Origin of the sequence: Micromonospora sp. NPDC057141 (assembly GCF_042670805.1) — a bacterium.
GTDB lineage: Bacteria > Actinomycetota > Actinomycetes > Mycobacteriales > Micromonosporaceae > Micromonospora.
In genome coordinates, this window is record NZ_JBHUVA010000003.1 from 90,907 (window position 1) to 113,706 (window position 22,800).

Here is a 22,800-nt window from a genome sequence, read left to right on the forward strand (position 1 = left end):
GTGAGCGTTAGCTCAAGTCGATGGCACCGGAGGCAACCTTGGCCGTGGATCTCAGCCCCGACGACGCGGCCCGAGCCGTCGCCGAACGGACCCGGGCGTTCATCCGGGACACGGTGCTCCCGGTCGAACGCGAACACCGGGGCAACGCCCACGCGGCACCGGAGCAGCTGCGGCTCGACCTGCAGGCGGCCGCGAGACGCGCCGGGGTCTTCTGCCCCCACCTGCCCCCACGGTGGGGCGGCCTGGGCATCGACCGGCGTGGGCAGGCACTCGTGTTCGAGGAAGCCGGCTACTCGCTGTTCGGCCCGCTGGCGCTCAACATCGCGGCCCCCGACGAGGGCAACATGCACCTGCTGGCGGCGGTGGCCAACCCCGATCAGCAGGAGCGGTACCTTCGTCCGCTCGCGGCCGGGCTGATCCGCTCCTGCTTCGCCATGACCGAACCGGCACCGGGGGCGGGATCCGATCCGAGCGCGCTCGCCACCACGGCCCGCCCGGTGCCCGGTGGGTGGGTCCTGAACGGCCGCAAGTGGTTCACCACCGGCGCCGACGGGGCGTCGTTCGCCATCGTCATGGCCCGCACCTCCGGCCAGCCGGGGGACCGGGGCGGCGCGACCATGTTCCTGGTGGACACCGGCGACCCCGGGCTGGAGCTGGTCCGGACGATCGAGACTCTCGACGAGGCGATGATCGGCGGGCACGGCGAACTGGCGCTGCGGGACTGTTTCGTCGCGGCCGACAGTGTCCTCGGGGCGGTGGACCAGGGGTTCGAGAACGCCCAGGTCCGGCTCGCGCCGGCCCGTCTGACGCACTGCATGCGGTGGCTCGGCCTGGCCCGCCACGCCCAGGACATCGCGCTGGACCGCGCGGCGGGCCGGCGGGCCTTCGGGTCGGCGCTGGCCGACCTGGGCATGATCCAGCAGATGCTCGCCGACAGCGAGATCGAGATCGAGGCCAGCCGCGCCCTCATCCTGCGGGCGGCGTGGGAACTCGACTCCGGTGGCTCCGGGGCGCAGTCCACCTCCATCGCGAAGGCATTCGTCGCGGAGGCGGTGTGGCGGATCGTCGACCGGTCGCTGCAGGTCTGCGGCTCCCTCGGCGTCTCGGGTGACCTCATGCTCGGTCGCTACCTGCGGGAGGTGCGTCCGTTCCGGATCTATGACGGACCGAGCGAGACCCATCGGTGGGCCATCTCGCGTCGCGCGGTCAAGCGCCGGGCCCGCGAACTCGACGCCACCGCGAGCGGAGCGCAGCCGGCATGACCGTCGAGCTGGGGACGTTGGACCTGCGGGCGCTGGGGGCGTACCTGGCCCGGCACATCCCGGACCTCACCGGGCGACTGCGGGCGGACTTCGTGGACGGTGGCAGATCCAACCTGACGTACGCCGTCCACGATGGCGACCGGTCGTGGGCGCTGCGGCGGCCCCCACTGGGCACCATCGCGCCCTCGGCGAACGACATCCATCGCGAGTTCCGGGTCACCACCGCCCTGGTCGGCTCGCCCGTGCCGGTCGCGACACCCGTGCTGTACTGCGCCGACCCGACCGTGATCGGGGCGCCGTTCAGCCTCGTGGCCTGGGTCGACGGCGTGGTGATCCGAGACCCCGGGCAGCTTGCCGTCCTCGCACCGTCGACCGTGTGGTCCATCGGGCATTCGATGATCGACCTGCTGTTGCGGTTGCACGCGGTCGCACCCGCCAGCGTCGGACTCGGCACGTTCGGTCGGCCGGAGGGCTTCCTGCTCCGACAGGTGCACCGCTGGAAGCGGCAGTGGGACGTCGTGGCGACCAGGCCGTCCACCGACGCGGACGAGCTACAGCGCCGGCTGGTGGCCGCAGTGCCACCGCAGTCCGCGCCCGGCATCGTGCACGGCGACTTCCGGCTGGACAACATCATCTACTCGGCGGACCTGTCCGGTGTGGCGGCCCTGCTCGACTGGGAGATGGCCACGATCGGCGATCCGCTGACCGATCTGGGTCTGCTGCTGGTCTACACCGATCCGGTGTGCGCACCCGTGCTGCCGCACGGCTGCCCGGTGACCGGCAGCGACCGCTTCCCGACCCGGGACGAGATAGTGGCGACCTACGCCGCCGGCACATCCAGGGACCTGACCCACCTCACCTTCTACGAGGCGCTGGGCTACTACAAGCTGGCCGTGATCGCGGAGGGCGTGCACCGGCGGTTCGTGGAGGGGATGACCATCGGCTCCGGGTTCGAGACGGTGGGTGGCGCCGTACTGGGGCTGCTTGCCGCCGGGCTGGACCGGCTCCGGGGCTGACCCGGGCGCACCGGGGAAGCAGCGGGCACATGGAGCAGACCGGTGATGTGGCTGGGATGCCGGCCGCCGACGAGACCGGCAGGGCGGTGGTGGCGGCCGGCTCGCGCACCCTTCGGGCTGGCCCGTCAACCGTGGCGCCGGGACAGCGCAGGCTCGCCGGTGGGCGTACCGCCCGGGCCTGGCTGGCCGAACCATCGGGTGAGCGCGCGGCGCAGCTGACCGGCGTCCGGCTCGTCCGCGCCGGACTCCCAGGCCACGTAGCAGTCCGGACGCAGCAGCAGGGCGGTCGGGCCACGGCCCGGGACCGTCCCCTCGACCACGTCGACCCGGTCCCGCCACGGCTCGGCCACGGCGGCGAGGGTGCCGGTGTGGTCGAGCAGCAGGGGCCGGGCGGTGCGCGTCAACTCGGCCAGTCGTGCCGGCCCGGTGGCGGTGTGCAGCACCTCGTCCGGTGCCCAGCGCCCGGTGAGCGGCCCGTCGGGCGCGTCCATGTCGTAGCGGACGTCCGTGCCCGCCAGGAGTGCGGCGACGTGGGCGGCGTTCTCCGGCCTGGCCAGGAGTTCGCCGAGGAGCACCCGCAGCGCGGTGACCTCGCTGCCCGGGGAGATCAGCGCCGACTGCGCCTGGGTCGACATGGTCACCCGCCGGGCCACCGGGCGACGCTCCGCCTCGTAGGTGTCCAGCAGCCCCTCCGGTGCCCAGCCGTGCAGCTGCGCGGCCAGCTTCCAGCCGAGGTTCACCGCGTCCTGCAGCCCCAGGTTCAGCCCGGGGCCGCCGATCGCGGAGTGCACGTGGGCGGCGTCGCCGAGCAGCAGCACCCGGCCTGCGCGGTACCGGGCGGCGAGGCGGGTGTTGCCGCCCGTCAGCCGGCGCAGCAGGTGCGGTCCGTCCCCGGCCGGCGGGCCCAGCGGCACGTCGACGCCGAGGACCCGGGCCACGCTGGCGCGCATCTCGGCGAGGGTCATGGCGCCCTCGACCGCCGTCGACTCGGGCCACTCGGTCGTCGTGATGACCGGCAGGCGGCCGGGAAAGGGGGCCCAGGCGATCAGCCCGCGCTCGGTGCGGGTGTGTTGGAAGGGCGGGACGACTCCAAACCCGGGCACCGTCAGGCCACCGGTGGCCGGGTCGATCAGCTCCGCCGGCACGCTGACCTGGGCGGTGCGGGACACCGACCGGTCCGTGGTCACGCCGGGGAAGTCGATGCCGGCCAGTTTGCGTACGGTGCTGCGCCCGCCGTCCGCGCCGACCAGATACCGGCAGGTGAGCGTCGTGCCGTCGGCGAACGCCACCGCCACCGCGTCGGTGCGCTGCCGCATCCCGGTCACCTCGTGCCCGCGACGCACCCGCACCCCCAGCTCGGCGGCGCGCTCGGCGAGCACCTGCTCGATTCGTCGCTGGGGCACCCCGAGAACGTAGAGCGGATTCTCCGGCACCGCGCGCAGGTCGAGCGGCAGCGCGCCGAAGACGAAGCCGGGCTGCGGCCGCAGCGGGGCCGGGTCGGCACTGAGGCGCTGGTAGAGGCCACGCCGGTCGAGCATGCGGACGACCTGGCCGACCAGGCCGTTGGCGCGCTGCTCGGTGCTGGGCTCGGGGAGCCGCTCGCACACCACCGGCCGGATCCCGGCCAGGGCCAGCTCGCAGGCGATCATGAGGCCGTTCGGTCCGGCGCCGACCACGATGACATCGATCACGACAAGATCCCTTTCGGGGCAGGGGTGGGCCGTCCGCCGACCTGCGACGGACCGGTGAGGAGAGGGGCGACGTCAGCCGGCGACGGGTGGCGGCAGGCCCGCGGCGAGTTGGGCCAGTGCGTCGGGGAGCAACCGTTCCATTGCCACCGGCGGATCGGCGTGCAGGAAGTGTCGCGTCACCGCGCCGACGGCGGCGCTGACGGCGGCGGCCACCAGGTGCGGATACAGGTCGCGCTCGGGGTCGGTGCCGGTGCGTTCGGCGACGGCCGCCGCCAGCTCGGCCTCGGCGACGGCGCCCGCGCGCAGCATCTCGCCCTGCAACGCCGGCTCGGCGAGCATCATCCGGAGCCCGCTGGTCCACTCGGCGTGGGCGGCGGGCGGCGACTGCGCGACCTCCGGGCCGGGCTCGAACTGGGTCAGCGCCGCCGCGGTGATCGCCGGCCACAGGGGTTCACCCGGCGGCCGGCCGCGCAGCGCGTCGGCCACTCGCCGACTGCGGTCGAGATGCCGCGCCGCGATCGCCTCGGCCTTGCTGGAGAAGTAGTTGTTGAATGTCCGTGGGGAGACGCCTACGGTCTGCGCGATGTCCTCGACCAGCACGTTGTCGAAGCCGTGTGCCACGGCCAGGCGGATCGCCGCCCAGCTCAGCGCCGCCCGGGTCTCGGCCTTCTTGCGCTCCCGTAGTCCGCTCACGAACACACGCTAGCATGAGTTGCGCGCCGCGCAAATATTCGTGCCCCGCAGTTTTCTGCGCGCTTCCCCGCTCACCCTGGGGCGAGTGTGGAGTTACCCTGAGCGGCGACTCGCCCGACACATCATCTGGTGTTTCCATCTTCGCCGTGCGCCCATATATGGTGTCACCCGTAGCTGGTTCGGCCATCGGTCCACGGTGGTCGAGGCAAGAGGGAACCCGGTGCGAGTCCGGGGCTGCCCCGCAGCGGTGAGTGGGAACGACCGCCGTCAACGAAGCACTGGGCCCGTGCGGGCCTGGGAAGCGACGGCCAGTAGGCACCGAGCACGACGCCCGCGAGCCCGAAGACCTGCCAGCGTGCCGCACGCGACGCGTGCGGCGGTCGAAGGCCGCGCGGGACGGCCGACGCATCAGCTGGTCAGCCACGGTGGGGTGTGCCGTCGGGTGGCCGGCGGCGTCCTCCCGCGCGCCCCTCGATCTCGGGGACGGGCGTGAGGAGAGCGAACATGAGCGGGACGCAGGAGCAGGCGGGGCCGGAGCAACGCCGGCACGTCATGCAGGTCCGCAAGCGGGACGGCGACACCGAGCCGGTGGACGTCAACAAGATCGTCCGGGCGGTGGAGCGCTGGGTCGCCGACCTGGACGAGGTCGACCCGCTGCGGGTGGCGACCAAGACGATCAGTGGCCTGTACGACGGGGCGACCACCGAGGAGCTGGACAAGCTGTCGATCCAGACGGCGGCGGAGCTGATCGGCGAGGAACCGCAGTACTCGAAGCTGGCGGCCCGGCTGCTGGCCGCGTACGTGGAAAAGGAGGTCCGCGGGCAGCAGGTCGCGAGCTTCAGCCAGTCCATCCGGTACGCCCACGGCCTGGGCCTGATCGGCGACGGCACGGCCGCGTTCGTGGCCGCCCACGCGCGCAAGCTGGACGATGCCGTGGATCCGGCCGGGGACCTGCGGTTCGAGTACTTCGGCCTGCGCACGGTCGCGGACCGCTACCTGCTGCGGCATCCGCAGACCCGGCTGGTGGTGGAGACGCCGCAGTACTGGCTGCTGCGGGTGGCCTGCGGCTTGTCGCAAACGGCGGGTGAGGCGGTCGACTTCTACCGGCTGATGTCCGCCCTGGCGTACCTGCCGAGTTCGCCCACGCTGTTCAACTCCGGCACCCGGCACACCCAGATGTCGTCGTGCTTCCTGGTCGACTCGCCGCGCGACGAGCTCGACTCGATCTACGAGCGCTACCACCAGGTGGCGAAGCTGTCGAAGTTCTCCGGTGGCATCGGCATCTCCTGGTCGCGGGTGCGGGGCCGGGGCGCGTTGATCCGGGGCACCAACGGCAGGTCGAACGGGATCGTGCCGTTCCTCAAGACGCTCGACGCCGGGGTGGCGGCGGTCAACCAGGGTGGCCGGCGCAAGGGGGCGGCCTGCGTCTACCTGGAACCCTGGCATCCGGACGTCGAGGAGTTCCTGGAGCTGCGGGACAACACCGGCGAGGAGTCCCGGCGCACCCACAACCTGAACCTGGCCAACTGGATCCCCGACGAGTTCATGCGCCGGGTCGAGGCCGACGGCGACTGGTCGCTGATCGACCCGTCGGACGCGCCCGAGCTGCCCGACCTGTTCGGCGAGGCATTCGACGAGGCGTACCGGGCGGCGGAGAAGAAGGCCGTCCGCACGGTCCGGGCCCGCGACCTGTACGGGCGGATGATGCGTACGCTCGCGCAGACCGGCAACGGGTGGATGACGTTCAAGGACGCGGCCAACCGGCTGTCCAACCAGACCGGCGAGCCGGGCAACGTGATCCACCTGTCGAACCTGTGCACCGAGATCCTGGAGGTCAACGACGACGCCGAGACGGCGGTGTGCAACCTCGGCTCGGTCAACCTGGGCGCGCACGTCAGCGCCGACGGCGTCGACTGGGACAGGCTGCGCGCGACCGTCCGTACGGCGGTGGTGTTCCTCGACCGGGTGATCGACATCAACTACTACCCGGCGCCGCAGGCGGCGGCGTCGAACCCGCGCTGGCGCCCGGTCGGGCTCGGGCTGATGGGGTTGCAGGACGCCCTGTTCACCCTGCGCCTGCCGTTCGACTCGCCCGAGGCCCGCGAGCTGTCGACCCGGGTGCAGGAGGAGATCTTCCTGACCGCGCTGGAGACCTCCGCCGGGCTCGCCGAGCGGTTCGGCCCGCATCCGGCGTACGCGCAGACCCGCGCCGCGCGCGGCGAGCTGCACCCGGACCTGTGGGGCGCGGAGGTCACGCAGGCGCGGCGGTGGGCCGCGCTGCGCGAGCGGGTCGCCGCGCATGGCCTGCGCAACTCGCTGCTGGTCGCGATCGCGCCGACCGCCACGATCGCCTCGATCGCCGGCTGCTACGAGTGCATCGAGCCGCAGGTGTCCAACCTGTTCAAGCGCGAGACCATGTCCGGCGAGTTCCTCCAGGTCAACACGTACCTGGTCCGTGAGCTGAAGGCGCGGGGGCTGTGGACACCGGCGGTCCGCGAGCGGATCAAGCGGGACGAGGGCTCGGTGCAGGGCGTCGCCGAGCTGCCCGAGGCGGTGCGCAGACTGTTCCGCACCGCGTGGGAACTGCCGCAGCGCGCCCTGATCGACCTGGCCGCCGCCCGTGCCCCCTACATCGACCAGTCGCAGTCGCTCAACCTGTTCCTGAGCGCACCGACCATCGGCAAGCTCTCCTCGATGTACCTGCACGCCTGGAAGTCCGGACTCAAGACCACCTACTACCTGCGCTCGCGTCCCGCGACCCGCATCCAGCAGGCCACCGTCGCGGTCACCCCGGCCGCCGGGCCGGTCGTCGCGGTGAGCGCCGACGAGGCGCTGGCCTGCTCCCTGGAGAACCCCGAGAGCTGCGAGGCGTGCCAGTGACCGCTGTCTCCGAGTCCCACACCACCACCGGCCGGCGGCACCTGCTGCTCGACCCCGGGATGGACCTGACCCTGCGGCCGATGCGCTACCCGCGGTTCTTCGACCGGTTCAAGGACGCGATCAGGAACACCTGGACCGTCGAGGAGGTCGACCTGCACTCCGACCTCGCCGACCTCGCCCGGCTCTCCCCGGCGGAGCAGCACCTGGTGTCCCGGCTGGTCGCGTTCTTCGCCACCGGCGACACCATCGTCGCCAACAACCTCGTGCTCAACCTCTATCAGCACGTCAACTCCCCGGAGGGCCGGCTCTACCTGTCCCGGCAGCTGTTCGAGGAGGCGGTGCACGTCCAGTTCTACCTGAATCTGCTGGACACCTACGTGCCGGACGAGCGGGAACGGTTCGCGGCGTTCGCGGCGGTGGAGAACATCCCGTCGATCGCCCGCAAGGCCGAGTTCTGCTACAAGTGGATCAACTCGATCCACGACCTGCGGGAGCTGCGGACGCGGGAGGACCGGCGGGCGTTCCTGCTCAACCTGATCTGCTTCGCCGCCTGCATCGAGGGGCTGTTCTTCTACGGCGCCTTCGCGTACGTGTACTTCCTGCGCTCCCGGGGACTGCTGCACGGGCTGGCCTCCGGCACCAACTGGGTGTTCCGCGACGAGTCGATGCACATGGCGTTCGCCTTCGACGTGGTGGACACCGTGCGCGCCGAGGAGCCGGAGCTGTTCGACGCGGAGCTGGAACGGCAGGTGCGGCAGATGCTGGCCGAGGCCGTGGAGTGCGAGGTCCAGTTCGCCGCCGACCTGCTGGAGCAGGGCGTGTCCGGGATGTCGCTGGCCGACATGCGTGAGTACCTTCAGCACGTGGCCGACCGGCGGCTGGCTACGCTCGGCATCGCGCCGATGTACCACAGCCGCAACCCGTTCGCGTTCATGGAGTTGCAGGACGTGCAGGAGCTGTCGAACTTCTTCGAACGGCGGGTGTCGGCCTACCAGATCGGGGTGACCGGGACGGTCGGCTTCGACGACGACTTCTGACGGTGTCGCGGGGGTGTCCGACCGGGCACCCCCGCGACGTCGCGTGCCCTCAGCCGCCGCCGGCCGCCGGCACCGCCCGCAGGTCCGCGATCGCCGCCGCGACCCGCTCGACCCCCGCGCCGGAGAGCAGCGAGTAGTGGTCGCCGGCAAGGGGTACGTGGGTGAACCGGTCCCGCGCCAGACCCGCCCAGAAGCGGCGCACCGCCTCGGGTCGGGCGTCGTCGCCGCCGGCCCCGGTGACCAGCAGCAGCGGCACGGCCGCCGGTTCCGGACGGTACGCCGCGATCGCGTCGAGGTGCGCGGTGAACAGGGCGAGTAGCCGGTCGAAGTCCGGTCCGGCGGCGACCGACTGGCCGGTGCCGGCGAGGTCGACGCGCAGCTCGCGTGCCGGGTCTTGGGTGTACCCGTCGACGTCCATCAGCTCGCCCGGGTAGGTGTCCACCAGCACGACCGGCACCACGGTGCCGCGTTCGGCCCACCGCCGGGCCAGCTCCCACGCCACCAGACCGCCCATGGACCAGCCGACCAGGAGTTCCGGCGGGCCGTCCAGCCGTTCGTCGACGGTGCGCAGGTAGGCGTCGGCCATCGCGGTGACGGAGTCGCGTGGGGTCTCGCCGGACACCAGGCCCTCCGCGCGCAGCGCGTGCAGGCAGAGATCCGGGGCGAGGGCCGTGGCGAGCCCGAGGTACGGCGTCACGCCGCCGCCCACCGCATGTACCGCCAGGGCCGGCCGAACCGCCGGCGGGCCGCCGAGGGTGACGAGCCGGTCGAGCCGTGGTTCCTCCGCCCCGTCCGGCTGCCCCGACCCGGTGCCGACAGCGGCGACGGCGGCGGCGACCGCGCCGACCGTCGGCGCGCGGAAGAAGTCGCCGGCCGACAGCCGCGCTCCGGTGGCCCGGTGCAGATCGACCAGGAACCGCAGCGCCTCGAACGAGTTGCCGCCGAGGGCGAAGAACGAGTCCGCCGCGCTGCCCGGCGACCGGCCGATCCGCTCGGCCCACATCTCGGCCACCACCCGCTCGGTGCCCTCCGGCGTCCAGCCGGTGCCGCCGTCGGCCTGCCCGGCGGCGCGTACCGCCGGGCGGTCGAAGTCGCGCAGCAGTGCCACCCGGTCGACCTTGCCGTTGGCGGTCAGCGGGATCGAGCCGACCCCGACCACGTACTTCGGCACCGCGTACCCGGGCAGCAGGGTGGCCAGTTCGGCGCAGATCGCGCGGTCGTCGACGGCGTGCCCGCCGGCGGCGCGGACGAACAGCACCAGCTCGGCGCTCTCGCCGCTGCCGTGCACGGCAGCGGCGGCGGCGTGTACCGCGGCCTGCCGCTCGGCGGCCACCTCGACCTCGCCCAGCTCGACCCGGTTGCCCCGGATCTTCACCTGGCTGTCGCGCCGGCCGAGGAAGACCAGCGTGCCGTCCTCGGTGAGGATGGCGAGGTCGCCGGTGCGGTACATCCGGGCCGGACGCTCGGCGGTGGAGGTGCGCGGGTCCAGCAGGAAGCCGGCGGCGGTGCGTTCCGGATCGTTGACGTAGCCGAGCGCCGGGCACACCCCGCCGAGGTGGACCTCGCCGACCGCGCCCGGCGGCACGTCCCGGCCGGTCGGATCGAGCAGGTACACGTTCACCCCGGGCACCGCAGCGCCGATCGGCACGTGCGCCGGCCCGCCCGCGTCCCCGCCCGGTAGCACGTGGTAGGTGACGGCGTGCGTCTCGGTCGGGCCGTACAGGTTCATCAGGTTGCCGCGCAGCCGGCCGAGCAGCGCGCGGGACCGGCTGTCCAGGTGGAGCTGTTCGCCGGAGACACAGATCCAGCGGACCTGATCGAGGCCGAGATCCGCGCCGGTCACCGCGTCGGCGAACGCGCCGAGCGCGGCGACCGGCAGGTACACGTGGGTGAGCCGGGCGGACTCGACGAACCGGGCGACCGCGGCGAAGTCCCGGCGGTCGACGTCGCCGAGGCCGCAGACCGTGCCGCCGGCCGCGAGGGTCGGCAGGATCTCCTGGTACGACACGTCGAAGCCGAGCTGCGCGTACTGGAGGAACCGGGTGTCCGGGCCCATGCCGAGCGCCTCGACCTGCCAGTGCAGCAGGTTGAGCAGCGGCCCCTGCCCCATGTGCACGCCCTTCGGGCGGCCGGTGGAGCCGGAGGTGAAGATGACGTACGCCGGTTCGGCGCCGGTCGGCACCGCTGCCGGTGGGATGCCGGCCGGCGCGTCGGCCGCAGTCTCCAACTCGGCGAGGCTGACGGCCGGCGGGCCGTCGGGGACCGGCGAGCGGCCCACGACCAGCCGGCTGCCCGCCTGCCCCAGCATGTACGCCAGCCGGTCAGCCGGCAGCGCCAGGTCCAGCGGCAGGTACGCGGCGCCGCAGCGCAGGATGGCCATGATCGCCACCGTGGTCTCGTGCAGGGTCCGCGGCGTGATGCCGACGATGTCGCCCACGCGTACGCCGTACGCGTGCAGTCCGGCCGCCGCCCGTTCGGCCCGGTCCAGCAGGTCCCGGTAGGTGAGGTCCGGTCGGCCCGGCTCGGTCACCGCGACCGCGTCCGGTGTCCGCTCGGCGGCTGCCTGCACCAGCGCGTAAATGCCGGGTCCGGGTTCGGCGGCGGCGTGGTCGAGACGGTGTGGACGGTATCCCGGCGCGTCGCCGCGCACCGGCGCGGACAGCCGGGCCAGGGCGATCGTCGGGTCGGCGACCACCCGGTCCAGCAGCTGTCGGTACTCGTCGGCGAACCGGCCGGCGAAGCTGGCCGGGAACAGGTCGACGTCGTACTCCAGCTCCAGTTCCAGCCCGTCGTCGGTGGGGGTCGCGCCGAGCCACAGGTCGAACCTGGCGGTGTCGTTGCTGACGTTCTCGACGGCGACGGACAGGCCGGCGGTGACCGGCCGCCGGGTCACCAGCGCGTCCTGCATGGCGAACATGCACTGGAACAGCGGGTTCCGGTTGGACGAGCGGTCCGGGCCGATCTCGGTGACCAGTGCGTCGAACGACACCGCCTGGTACCGCTTCGCCTCGCGTACGGTGTCGGCGACCTCGCGGCAGTGCCCGGCGAACGTGGCGTCGTCGGTGCCGGCCGGCAGCACCAGGGGCAGGGTGTTGAGGAAGAAGCCGCACAGGTCGTACGCGGCGACCGTGCGACGGGTCAGGAACGGGCTCCCGACCACCACCCGGCTGTTGCCGGAGTACGCGCCGAGCAGCATCGAGTAGCAGGCGAGCAGCACGGTGAACGGGGTGGTGCCGATCCCGCGCGCGGTCCGCTCCAGGTCCTCCCACTGCGCCCGGGTCAGCCAGCGTTTGACGCTGCGGGCGTCGAAGTTCGTGTCGACGGGGCGTTCCGGCACCGGGTGGAGCAGCGTCGGCGGCACGTCGGCCAGCCGGGCAGCCAACTCTGCGGCCCGGCCGTCGGCCACCGCCGCCTGTGCGGCCGTGACCTGTGCCGCCTGTTCCCGGGCGAACTGCTCCTCGCGTGTCGTCACGTCCGGCTCGGGCGGCAGGTCCGCGACCGGTTCGCCGAGGGCGAGCCGGTAGCCGGCGACGAAGTCGTCCAGGAACAGGTTCATCGAGTAGCCGTCGCTGACGGTGTGGTGGATGGTGCACAGCAGCGCGCCCCGGCCCGGCCCGGTGAGTAGCCGGAACCGGCACAGCGGCGGCTCTGCCAGGTCCAGGGGCAGGCGGGCGAACCGGTGGCTCTCCTCGTCGAGCAGGTCCGGCCACCGGGCCGGGTCGTCGGTCGTCCGCCGCACCTCGAGCGGCACCCGCACCGCCGGTGCGACCACCGCCCGGGGCGTTCCGCCGGAGATGTCGAAGCCGGTGCGCAGCGACGGCTGGATCCGCAGCATCCGGGCCAGCGCGGCGCGCACCGCCCGCTCGTCGGGCTCGCCGTCGAACAGCAGCCGGAAGCTGATGTTGTAGAGGTCCTTGCGGGGTGCCACCTCCTGGATGAACAGCAGGCTGTGCTGTGCCGGGGTCACCGGCACCTCGCGGGTCGTCCCGGCCATCTCTCGTCCTCCGCTCGTCATCGGGTCAGTCCAGCCGGTGCCAGGCGGCGAGGTACTCGTACAGGTCGTGCACGGTGTCGACGGCGTCGAGCTCCATCGGCTCGATCTCCCGGTCCGGATCGTCGGTGACGATCGCGATGAGGCGCAGCAGGGTCAGGGAGTCGGCGCCGAGCTCCACCAGGGGAGTGCCGGCGTCGTAGCTCGTATCGCCGAGCAGCCGCCGGATCGCCTGGCGCAGCCGGTCGGCCACCGCATCCGTGGGCAGCTCCAGGGCCGTGTCGGCGGGGTACGGGTTCATCGGTCACCTCGTCTTCCACTCGGTCTTGCTCGTCGGGGGTGCGTGCGGGCCGCAGCGCGGCAGCCGCGGGCCTGGCCGCAGCGACGACCGTGGCTCGGGCCGCGGCGCGGCAGCGCGCACCGGTCAGCGGGTCAGCTTCGTGAAGGCGTCGCCGACGCGCAGCAGCAGCTCGGCGACGTGTGGCACGCGCAGCGGGTCCGGCGCGGCCAGCGCCTCCCACTGCTGCTCCGGCGTGTCGCCGTAGAGCATGCTGGTGGCTGCCTTGAAGCGCAGCGCGCGCGGGTCGTCGCCGAGCAGGTGCCCGGCGAGGACGGCGACCGAGTACTCGTCCAGCAGGTGCCGGCGCAGCGAATCGGAGTCGGTCACCCCGTGGCCGGCCAACGCGTCGCGCATCGGCGCGAAGTCCGGATACACGTAGAACCCACCGGTCGGCGGCCGGCACCGCGCGCCGCAGTCCACCATGATCCGATGCACGGCGCGGGCCACGACGCCGTGCAGCCGGGCGCTGGCGGCGAGATGCGCGCGCAGCTCCGGCGGCTCGGCGAACGCGTAGGCGGCGACCTCCTGCATCGGCCCGGCCAGCGTCGACCACACCTCGCTCGCCACCGAGAGCACGCCGTCGCGCAGCCGCGCCCCGGCCTCGCCGGCCGGGAACCGGGCCACGCCGATGCGCCAGCCGCCGACGGCGAGGCTCTTGGAGAGCCCGCTGGTGACCACGGTCCGGCCCGGTGCCACCTCGGCCGGGCTGAGGAACGGCAGCTGCGGGTCGTGCACCAGGTCGCGGTAGATCTCGTCGGAGACGATGAACAGGTCCTCCGCCTCCGCGACGGCGCAGAGCTCGCGGACCAGCTCCGGCGGGGCGAGGGTGCCGGTCGGGTTGTCCGGCAGCGTGAGGATCAGCACCCGCGGGTCCTCGCCGCGCCGCCGGGCGTCCGTGATCGCCGCGCGCAGCGCCGCCGGATCGGGCACGCCGCCGCACGCGTCGGGGATCGGCACGCCGATCGCCCGCTTGCCGGCGAACCCGGCCTGTGGCGCGTACGTGTTCCACGCCGGGCGCGGCAGCAGGACGTCACCGGGCAGCACCAGGTTCAGCGCCATCAGCAGCGGCTTGCTGCCGGGGGCGACGACCACCTGGTCCGCGTCGGTGGGCAACCGCCGTCGGCTGAAGTACCCGGCGACCGCCGAGCGCACCGCGTGGTCACCGGCCACCGGCCCGTACGCGTTGCGTCCGGCGCCGGCGCACAGCCGTTCGACCAGCGGCGGGAAGGCCGGCAGGCGCGACTCGCCGAAGGCCAGGTGGATGATGGACTCGCCGCGCGCCTGGCGGTGCAGCACGAGTTGGTTGAGGGCCAGGTTGGGGGACAGTCCACGGTCGGCCATCGTCGGCTCCCTGTCAGTTTCGGGTCAGTGCGGTCGCGACCGGTTCCGGCCGGGTGCCCCGGATCGCCGCTGCGATGTCGGCCGGCGCGTCCGCGTCGAGCTCCAGTTCGTCGAGCCAGGCGGCGCTGGTCGAGTACCGGGCCCGGAACGGGCGGCCCACCAGGACGGGGTTGCGCGCCTGGAGCATCCGCAGCTGGAAGAACCGGCCCTGTGGGGTCTGCTCGACCCCGTCCACCACCACCTTGCCGGGGGCGGCGGACATGATCGGGCCACGCACGGTCCGCGCGAGACCCGGCAGCTTCCGGTACGCCGCGTGGAAGATCTCCACCGCCCGGGCCAGCGGCACCTTGAAGTAGTCGTGCGGTCCGGTGTCCCGCTCCACGAACATGTAGTAGGGGATCGCTCCGACGGACAGTTCCGCGCGCCACAGGTCGGTCCAGGCGCTGGCGAGGTCGTTGACGTGCGCGATCATCGGGGCCTGGCAGTAGACCATGGCACCGGTCGACCGGATCCGGGCCACCGCCTGCCGGGCGAGGTCGGTGGAGAGTTCGCGGGGGTGGCTGAAGTGCGCCATCACGGCGAGCTGGCGGCCGCTGGCCACGACCTGCTCCATGAGGCGCAGCAGGTCGTCGGCGTCGGCGTCTGTGACGTACCGGTGCGGCCAGTACGCGATCGACTTGGTGCCGATCCGGATCGTCCGCACGGTGTCGACGGCGAGCAGGGGCTCCAGGTGGCTGCGCAGGCGCGCGGTCGACATCACCATGGGGTCGCCCCCGGTCACCAGGACGTCGCTGACCTCCGGGTGCCGGTGCAGGTATCCGATGAGCTGGTCCGGGTCGGGGGCGGCGAAGCGCAGGTCGGCGTCGCCGATGAACTGCGCCCAGCGGAAGCAGTACGTGCAGTACGCGTGGCAGGTCTGGCCCTGACCGGGGAAGTAGAGCACCGTCTCGCGGTACTTGTGCTGCACGCCCTGCACCTCGACGCCGTCGAGCCGGGGCACGTTGAGTTCCTTCTGTCCCGACGGGTGCGGGTTCAGTCCGGACCGGATGTCGCGTACGGCGGCTTGCAGCTCCAGCTTCCGGGCCGGGTCGGCGGAGAGCAGCGCGAGCCGCCGTTCGTCGGCGTCGGACAGCATGCCGGGTTGCGGGAAGACCAGCCGGAACACCGGGTCGTTCGGCACCTGCTGCCAGTCGACGAGTTCGGACAGGACGTACTCGTTGACCCGGAACGGAAGCACCATCGACACGAGTCGGATGGTCTCCCGGAACTCGTCCGACAATCCGTACCGGGACGCGATCTCGTCTATCTGTCGTGGTCCGATGGCGCGAAACCGCGCCTTGTCCAGCACGCTGGCCGACAGCATCGTCATTCGACTACCTCCGGAGGTTTCGGGGATCGCACCGGTGGCCGGCGAGCATTCCGGTCGAATGTCGGCGGCACTGCGGAGTGCAGTGGATTTCCAATACCGCCAGTCTATTTCCGGCAACGTGAGGATGGTCGATGCGCGGGGTGGCACGTGATAGCCGGGGCGTATGGCGCAATAGCGCGCCCGGATCGGCGGCACGGCCTTGGCGTGTCGACGCCGGACAACGAGGGGCGGGCCACCGAAGCGGCCCGCCCCACCGTTCGGGGGAGTGAGGTGCTCAGCCGCGGCCGACCGGCACCTCGGCCAGGGCGGCGGGCGTGACCGTACGCAGGAACGGCACGACCAGCGCCAGGGTCGCCACCGCGAACACGGCGAACGCGGCGCGGATGCCGAACCACTCGGCGAGCAGGCCGACCAGGCCGGCGCCCACCGGCAGCGCACCCCAGCTGAACAGCCGGGCGGCGGCGTTGTAGCGGCCCAGCATGTCCTCGGAGACCAGCTGCTGGCTGATGGTCCGCGAGTTCACCGTCCACAGGGTCCCGCCCATGCCGCCGAGGAACGCGGCCACGGCGACCACCCACATGTCGGTGCTGACCACCGGCGCCGCCACCATCGCGGCCGTGCCGAGGATGTCGGCGAACATGGCCCAGCGCCGGCCGAGCCACCGGTTGATCGGCCCCACGGTCAGCGCCCCGACCAGGCCGCCGACCCCGAGCGCGCTGAGCAGGATGCCGTAGCCCCTCGCGTCCAGCCCCATCACGTTCGTCGCGACCAGCGGGATCAGCGCCAGCCACGCACCCCAGCACGCGGCCAGCACGGTCACCACCATGGTCATCACCCGCAGCAGGTGGTGCTGCCAGAGCGTGCGCAGCCCGGCGGCGATCTGCTGGTTGACGGTGCCGGCCGGACGCTGGTCGCCGGCCCGGGGCCGGAACCGGCCCACCAGCAGCGCGAGCACCAGCATCGAGATGACGAACGTGACGCCGGTGGCACCCAGCGCCACGCTGACGCCGGCCGCGACCAGCAGGCCGCCGACGAACGGTCCGCAGAACTCGTTGCAGACGGTCTCGGCGCCGGCCACCCAGGAGTTGGCCCGCTCGCGGTCGGCGGTGGGCACCGCCGACGGCACGATCGCCGCCCCGGAGGTGAGCGCCACGACCGAGGCCACGCCCAGGGTCAGCCCGGACAGGTACAGCAGCGGCAGGCTGATGGCATCCACCGCGACCGCGACGAACAGCCCGGCGATCGTGGCCAGCCGGACCAGCTCCGCCGCCCACAGCAGCCGTCGGCGGTCGAACCGGTCGACCAGCACCCCGACGTGCAACGCCACCAGCAGCCAGGGCAGGGTGAGCGTGAGCGCCACGCCGGAGATCTGCGCCGGTGAGTCGGTGAGCCGGGTCGCCATCAACGGCAGGATCACCTTGGTGACACCGTCGGCCAGGTTCGTCATGGCGGTGAAGAGCACCAGCACCGCCGTGTTCCGGCTACTGGCGACAGGCGTGGCGGTGACCGGTGGGGACGCTGCCGTGCTGGTGCTGCGATCAGTCACGACCAACTCCAAGTCCGTGGCCCAGGGATGTTCCGACAGCATACGGCAGCTCGCGGTCTCGTCGATTTGCAAAGCCTATGGGCGCATTGTGGAAACCAATTGACCGCGGGGCTCGCGCCGGTTGCCGGAAACCGTCGGGGATCGTTGGGTGAATAGCCCGCTATGCTGCCATGCGATCCGTCTATCGTGACCCGGTCCCCGTCTCCTTCCGCCCTCCCCGGTCAATTCCATACGCTCGAACCAGTTCGACGTCCGGATTCGAATTCGAGGAGGCGGATCGGTGGGTCGCGGTCGGCAGCCCACCCGGGAGCAGGCGCCACGAGCAGAAGGAGTTCTGATGTCCGTACCACTCGCGTTGGTCACCGGCGGCACCCGGGGGATCGGCCTGGCCCTGAGCCAGCGCCTCATCCGCATGGGCCACCGGGTCATCGCGTTCTACTGGTCCGACCGGACCGCGGCGGAGAAGGCCGAGGCCGACCACCCCGACCGGCTGCACGCCCGGCGCGTCGACCTGTCCGACCCGCAGGAGGTCGCCGCCGCGGCCCGCGCGGTGCTGGCGGAGTTCGGGGCCCCGAAGGTGCTGGTCAACAACGCCGGGATCAACATCGACCGGCCGTTCTTGGAACTGTCCGACGACGACTGGCGGCGGGTGCTGGACACCAACCTCTCCGGACCGTTCTGGCTGACCCGGGCCCTCGCGCCGGCGATGCTGGCGGCCGGCGGCGGCTCGGTCGTGAACATCGGCGCCACCACCGGCATCCGGCCCCGGGTCGACGGGGCGAACTACTGCGCCAGCAAGGCCGGGCTGCTCCAGCTCACCAAGTGCCTCGCCCTCGAGCTCGCGCCGGGCATCCGGGTCAACTGCCTGATCCCCGGCATGATCGACACGGAGGAGCTGCGGGTCCGGTGGCGCCTGGACGACCCGGCCCGGATGGCCGCCACGCTCGACGAGATCCCGTCCCGACGCATCGGTTCCGCCGAAGACATCGCCGACGCCCTCGAGTTCATGGTCGGGCCCGCGGGCACCTACCTGAACGGGCAGAAGCTGATCGTCGACGGCGGGCAGTTCATGTGGTGAGGCCGCGATGACCGACGAACTGCTGACCGCCGCCCGCGCCGCCTTCGACGCGGCACCGCCCATCGGCGACCCGGCGTACCTGCGCTACTGCCACGAACTCGGCCGGCAGCTCACCCGGGCCTGGCCCGCCGTGGTCGCCGCCAACGACCGGGACGTCGCTGCCGCGCAGCGCCGGGGACACCCGCCCACGCTCGTCGACCGGCTGCGGCTGACCGACGAGCACCTCGACCGGCTGCTCCGGTTGACCGCCGACGTGGCCGCCGAGCTGCCCGCGGTCTGCGCCGACGGCCCCGGCATCCCGGCCGGCGGCTGGGGGACGCTGCGGCGGGTGCCGAAGCCGCTCGGCGTGGTACTGATGATCTACGAGGCCCGGCCCACGGTCACCGTGGACGGCGCGCTGCTGCCGGTCGTGGTCGGCAACGCGGTGCTGCTGCGGGGCGGCAAGGAGATCGCCGAGACGGATGCCGTCCTCGCCCAGGTGATCCGGTCCGCGCTGGTCGCCGCCGGGCTCCCGCCGGACCTCGTCACGGTCCTCGACGACCCGCAGCGCAAGGTGATGCGCGCGTTGTTGGCCCGGCCGGACCAGGTCGACGTGCTGGTGCCCCGGGGCAGCCCGTCCCTGATCGACTACTGCCGGTCGGCCAGCACGATCCCGCTGATCGCCAGCGGCGGCGGGGTCAACCACCTGTACGTGCACCGCAGCGCCGACCTGGCCCTGGCCGCCACCGTCACGCTGGACAGCAAGCTGCCCGAGCCGGCCGGCTGCACGTCGGTCGAGCTGGTGCTCGTCGACGAGGAGGTGGCCGGCGCGTACGTGGCCGAACTGCGTCGCCAGGTCGAGGCCCGCACCGCCGTCCTCACCCTCCGGCTGGACCCGCGCGTGCCGGCGCCCGTCCCGGTGACCGTGGCCGTCCCGACGACCGGCCCGGCGCAACCGCGACCCGGCCCGGCCGCCCCGACCGCCGACCCGGGCTCCGGTTGGCGGACCGAACCGCTGGAGAAGCACGACCTCGGACGCGAGTTCCTCGATCCGACGATCGGGGTGCTGCCGGTGTCCGGGCTGGACGAGGCGGTACGGCACATCCGCCGCCACGGCTCCGCCCACACCGAGGGCGTCGTCGCCACCGACCGCGCCACCAGCGCGGAGTTCGCCCGCCGGGTGGACGCCGCCACGATCGTCGTCAACGGATCGCTGCGCCTGCACGACGGTCCCAAGCTCGGCCTCGGCCCCGAGATCGCCATCGCCACCGGGCGGCTGCACGTACGCGGCCCGGTCACCCTCGACGCGTTGATGACCAGCTCCTGGCTGGTCGAGGCGAACGGCGAACTACGCGGCTGAGCGACCGGCCCGAACCCCCCGCCCGTCACGTGAAAGGACCGAACATGTCCACCGTAGAGACAGTCGACCGGGTCGCGGTCGTCGACACCGTCAAGCGGGTCGTCATCGCCGAGTCCCGACTCTCCATCAGCCCGTCCGACATCTCCGAGGCGGAGCCGCTGGTCGGCGACCTGCTGCGGGTCAACTCCCTCGGCTTCGTCGGCATGCTCGTGCGCATCGAGGACGAACTCGACATCGTCCTGCCGGACGACCTGTTCGTCGGCCGCAGCTTCCAGACCGTCGCCGACCTGGTCGACGTCGTCCTGGGTGTCGCGGAGGCGACCCGATGAGCACCGGGGTGCCGACCAGCTGGCGCAGCGTGCTGCCGTACCTGTCCGAGCCGATGCCGCCGGACCTCAGCCCGGCTGCCGGCGACCGGACCGGGGTGCAGGTGAACCTGCCGATGGAACTGGTCCGGCAGAGCGTGCTGGAGCGCGAGTACTGGCCGATCCCGGAGGAGGTGCTCGCCACCTACCGCAAGTTCCGGCCGACCCCGCTGTGGCGGGCCACCGGCTTCGAGGCGGCGATCGGCGCCCGGGTGCCGATCTACGTCAAGTACGAGGGCGGCAACATCTCCGGCAGCCACAAGCTGAACACCGCGCTGGCCCAGGCGTACTACTACCAGAAGGCCGGCGTTCGCGAGCTGGTCACGGGCACCGGCGCCGGGCAGTGGGGCACCGCCATGGCGGCGGCCTGCGCGTTGTTCGGGCTGCGCTGCCGGGTGTTCATGGTCGAGTCGAGCCTGCGGCGCAAGCCGTACCGGGGTGTGCTGATGCGCATGCTCGGCGCGGAGGTGCACTCCAGCCCGAGCGGGCTGACCCGGGTGGCCGTGCAGCGGCGCGACGGCACCGGCAACAGCCTGTCCCTGGCGATCGGGGAGGCGGTCGAGTACGCGTCCCGCCACGACGGGGTCGCGTTCTGCATCGGCAGCGGTGAGACGTACAGCATCCTGCACCAGTCGGTGATCGGCCTGGAGTCGCAGGACCAGCTCGCCGCACTGGACGCCGAGGTCGACACGGTCGTCGGCTGCGTCGGCGCGGGGTCGAACTTCGGCGGCATCGCGCTGCCGTTCCACGCCGCCGCCGCGTCGGCCGGCACCCGGCCGCCGCTGCTGGTCGCGGCCGAGTCCAGCACCGCGCCGAAGCTCACCCGAGGGGTCTACGCGTACGACAAGACCGACGCCACCGGCAGCGGCCCGCTGGAGGCGATGTACACCATCGGCAGCGACTTCCCGATCCCGGACGCGCACTCGGCCGGGCTGCGGTTCCACGGCGCGGCGAAGGTCATCTCCGCGATGCGGCACACCGGCGACCTGGCCGCGACCGCGGTCAGCCAGATCGACGCGCTCACCGCCGGCCGGCTGCTGACCAAGCACGAGACCGTGCTGCCGGCGCCGGAGTCCGGTCACGCGCTCGCCGCCGCCGCGCGGCTGGCCACCGTCGGCGCGGACGGCATGCGGTCCGACAAGGGCGTGCTGGTCTGCGTCAGCGGGCACGGCTACCTCGACCTGGCCGCGTACGAGCAGCTGCTCAACGACGAACTCGACGACGAGGCCCCGGCCGAGCAGGCGCTGCTGTCGGCGGTCGCCGGGCTGGCCCCGGTGTCGTCGGACCGGTCGGGTGTGCCGGGTGCCCTGCCGGGGCTGCTGCCGGTGGGAGGGACCCGCTGATGTCGACCGCGCCCCTCGTCTCGCGACCCGCGCGTACGGCGGCGTCCGTGGCCGCCGCCCCGATCCCGCCGGTGCACGCCGAGCTGCTCGACTGCGTCCAGTCCAACCTGGCGGTCCTGGCCGATCACTTCCACGGCCTGGACACCCACCTTGCCCTCGGTGCGACGCTGCGCATGCGGCCCCGCGCCGGTGCCGGCGGCCTGCCCACGGTGGAGCCGCTGCTCGACGACCAGCTCGCCGAGGCGCGCCTGCTCGGCCTGGTGGAGGAGTTGCGCCTGCACGACGTGCCCGCCAGCGAGCTGGCCGCCCTCGCGGCCCGGCACGGCACGCTGTACGTGGTGGCGGACGCCTTCCACATGTCCTGGCTGCCGTACTTCGGCCGGCGGCACATGGAGCACAGTTATCTGGTCTCCGTGGAGCCGGGCGACGCCGGCCCCGCCCCGGACGCCGGCGGCATGGCCCTGGTCACCGACGCCTACCACAACCGCACGCCGTGGGGCCTGATCAGCCCGGGGCGCTGGACCGTGCCCTGGTCCGAGCTGCCCGTCTCCTCGCTGGTGCTGGTCCTGGGGCCGGCGGCGACCGGAGCGCCGATCCTCACCCCGGGAACCCGGCTCGACCCGGCCGGCGACTATGTCGCCGCGTACGCCGAGCACCCCGACCGGGTGGCGGCGCTGACCCAGCTCACCGTCGAGACCTGGCTGTTGGCCCGGTCCCGGCGGCTGCACGCCGAGTTCCTCGCCGCCACGGGTGCGCCGGAGCGGCCCGGCACCGAGGCGCACCTGCGCCGCTGGCACCGGCTCGCCGAGCAGACGTTCCTGGCGCTACGGCGGGTCGACTGCGGGCGTCCGGAGCCGGAGCGGCTCTGGCGCGACCTGGCCGCCGCGTTCGACGGGGACCGGGAGGTGTTCGGCGGCGGTGACCCGCTGCGCGACGCCGTCGCCGAGACGGTGGCGCAGGTGTGCGGCACCGATGTCGTCGCGGTGCTCGCCGCGTCCGGCTTCGCCGACCTGCCCGGCTTCGACTCGTTCCGCGTGGTCGAGATCGTCGAGGGCCTCGAACGGCGGCTCGGCGTCGAGTTCGACCCGGACGACCTGGTGCCGGAGAACCTGCACCGGCTCGACGACCTCCGCCGGCTCGTCGGCCGGTCCACCTCGTCGGCAAACCGCCCGTGAGACGACCCGTGACAAGGAGAGTGCGCCATGGATCCGCGCTTCGTCGACCTGCTCGAACCGTTCCTGAAGTTCCTTCGCGGCCAGGAGATCACCACCGGGTCCCGGCTGCGTGAACTCGGTCTCGACTCGATGCAGTCCATCGAGCTGCTGTTCGCCATCGAGGACACGTTCGGCATCTCGCTGCCCGACGACGACCTCAACGACACCACCTTCGAGACCGCCGGAAGCCTGTGGCGTGCCGTGCAGGCCGCCCGGGACGGCACGTCCGAGACGGCGGCGGCGTGAGCGCGCCGACGGTCGAGGCCGGCGCGGTCCGCACCGGGCCGGGGCCGCA

General features: G+C 72.8%; 17 protein-coding genes and 1 riboswitch. Of the genes, 10 read left to right on the forward strand and 7 right to left on the reverse strand.

What is annotated here, in order from left to right; all coding sequences use genetic code 11:
* The first annotated feature begins 44 nt into the window (after positions 1 to 44).
* Together ACFT41_RS03860 and ACFT41_RS03865 are read left to right on the forward strand one after the other, a co-directional pair.
* Positions 45 to 1,262 (forward strand): acyl-CoA dehydrogenase family protein, encoded by a 1,218-nt coding sequence (locus ACFT41_RS03860; RefSeq protein ID WP_377585693.1) that lies wholly within the window; start codon positions 45 to 47, stop codon positions 1,260 to 1,262.
* Positions 1,259 to 2,278, forward strand: a complete 1,020-nt coding sequence (locus ACFT41_RS03865; protein WP_377585677.1) for a phosphotransferase family protein — start codon at positions 1,259 to 1,261, stop codon at positions 2,276 to 2,278. Before ACFT41_RS03860 ends, ACFT41_RS03865 begins: the two co-directional genes overlap by 4 nt.
* A gap of 125 nt (positions 2,279 to 2,403) precedes the next feature.
* Here the strand turns inward: ACFT41_RS03865 and ACFT41_RS03870 are convergent, their stop codons facing one another.
* Together ACFT41_RS03870 and ACFT41_RS03875 are read right to left on the reverse strand one after the other, a co-directional pair.
* Positions 2,404 to 3,969, reverse strand: coding sequence for an FAD-dependent oxidoreductase (locus tag ACFT41_RS03870; protein ID WP_377585680.1), 1,566 nt, complete (start codon positions 3,967 to 3,969; stop codon positions 2,404 to 2,406).
* 72 nt (positions 3,970 to 4,041) lie between these two features.
* Positions 4,042 to 4,662, reverse strand: coding sequence for a TetR family transcriptional regulator (locus ACFT41_RS03875; protein ID WP_377585683.1), 621 nt, complete (start codon positions 4,660 to 4,662; stop codon positions 4,042 to 4,044).
* A gap of 158 nt (positions 4,663 to 4,820) precedes the next feature.
* A riboswitch (cobalamin riboswitch) is annotated at positions 4,821 to 5,032 on the forward strand.
* A gap of 134 nt (positions 5,033 to 5,166) precedes the next feature.
* Between ACFT41_RS03875 and ACFT41_RS03880 the strand changes: the two genes are divergently transcribed.
* A complete protein-coding gene (locus ACFT41_RS03880; protein ID WP_377613734.1) occupies positions 5,167 to 7,542 on the forward strand; it encodes a ribonucleoside-diphosphate reductase subunit alpha in 2,376 nt (791 codons plus the stop codon).
* A gap of 59 nt (positions 7,543 to 7,601) precedes the next feature.
* Positions 7,602 to 8,579: a ribonucleotide-diphosphate reductase subunit beta gene (locus ACFT41_RS03885; RefSeq protein WP_377588177.1), complete on the forward strand. Its 978-nt coding sequence runs from the start codon at positions 7,602 to 7,604 to the stop codon at positions 8,577 to 8,579.
* Positions 8,580 to 8,628: 49 nt separating this feature from the next.
* Here ACFT41_RS03885 and ACFT41_RS03890 read toward each other — a convergent pair whose 3' ends face one another.
* The 5 genes from ACFT41_RS03890 to ACFT41_RS03910 form a co-directional block, all read right to left on the reverse strand.
* Positions 8,629 to 12,573 carry an amino acid adenylation domain-containing protein gene (locus tag ACFT41_RS03890; protein ID WP_377588173.1) on the reverse strand — a complete coding sequence of 1,315 codons (3,945 nt, stop codon included), beginning with the start codon at positions 12,571 to 12,573 and terminating at the stop codon, positions 8,629 to 8,631.
* Between the two features lie 25 nt (positions 12,574 to 12,598).
* A complete protein-coding gene (locus tag ACFT41_RS03895) occupies positions 12,599 to 12,871 on the reverse strand; it encodes an acyl carrier protein (protein WP_377588172.1) in 273 nt (90 codons plus the stop codon).
* Positions 12,872 to 12,994: 123 nt separating this feature from the next.
* Entirely contained in the window at positions 12,995 to 14,251 is a 1,257-nt protein-coding gene (locus ACFT41_RS03900; RefSeq protein ID WP_377588171.1) for a pyridoxal phosphate-dependent aminotransferase, read from the reverse strand.
* Between the two features lie 13 nt (positions 14,252 to 14,264).
* A complete protein-coding gene (locus ACFT41_RS03905; protein WP_377588170.1) occupies positions 14,265 to 15,620 on the reverse strand; it encodes a KamA family radical SAM protein in 1,356 nt (451 codons plus the stop codon).
* Positions 15,621 to 15,894: 274 nt separating this feature from the next.
* Positions 15,895 to 17,166, reverse strand: a complete 1,272-nt coding sequence (locus tag ACFT41_RS03910; RefSeq protein ID WP_377588169.1) for an MFS transporter — start codon at positions 17,164 to 17,166, stop codon at positions 15,895 to 15,897.
* A 337-nt stretch (positions 17,167 to 17,503) separates the two neighbouring features.
* Between ACFT41_RS03910 and ACFT41_RS03915 the strand changes: the two genes are divergently transcribed.
* Genes ACFT41_RS03915 through ACFT41_RS03940 form a run of 6 tightly spaced genes read left to right on the forward strand, consistent with a single transcriptional unit; the run spans position 17,504 to position 22,751 of the window.
* On the forward strand, positions 17,504 to 18,244 hold the full coding sequence (locus ACFT41_RS03915) for an SDR family NAD(P)-dependent oxidoreductase (protein ID WP_377588168.1): 741 nt from the start codon (positions 17,504 to 17,506) through the stop codon (positions 18,242 to 18,244).
* A gap of 7 nt (positions 18,245 to 18,251) precedes the next feature.
* Positions 18,252 to 19,583 carry a glutamate-5-semialdehyde dehydrogenase gene (locus ACFT41_RS03920; protein WP_377588167.1) on the forward strand — a complete coding sequence of 444 codons (1,332 nt, stop codon included), beginning with the start codon at positions 18,252 to 18,254 and terminating at the stop codon, positions 19,581 to 19,583.
* 44 nt (positions 19,584 to 19,627) lie between these two features.
* Positions 19,628 to 19,912: an acyl carrier protein gene (locus ACFT41_RS03925; RefSeq protein WP_377588166.1), complete on the forward strand. Its 285-nt coding sequence runs from the start codon at positions 19,628 to 19,630 to the stop codon at positions 19,910 to 19,912.
* Positions 19,909 to 21,291, forward strand: a complete 1,383-nt coding sequence (locus ACFT41_RS03930; RefSeq protein ID WP_377588165.1) for a TrpB-like pyridoxal phosphate-dependent enzyme — start codon at positions 19,909 to 19,911, stop codon at positions 21,289 to 21,291. The genes ACFT41_RS03925 and ACFT41_RS03930 overlap by 4 nt, the downstream gene beginning before the upstream one ends.
* Entirely contained in the window at positions 21,291 to 22,466 is a 1,176-nt protein-coding gene (locus ACFT41_RS03935; RefSeq protein ID WP_377588164.1) for an acyl carrier protein, read from the forward strand. Before ACFT41_RS03930 ends, ACFT41_RS03935 begins: the two co-directional genes overlap by 1 nt.
* A gap of 27 nt (positions 22,467 to 22,493) precedes the next feature.
* Complete coding sequence (locus ACFT41_RS03940) at positions 22,494 to 22,751, forward strand: phosphopantetheine-binding protein (protein ID WP_377588163.1); 258 nt, start codon at positions 22,494 to 22,496, stop codon at positions 22,749 to 22,751.
* Positions 22,752 to 22,800 lie beyond the last annotated feature (49 nt).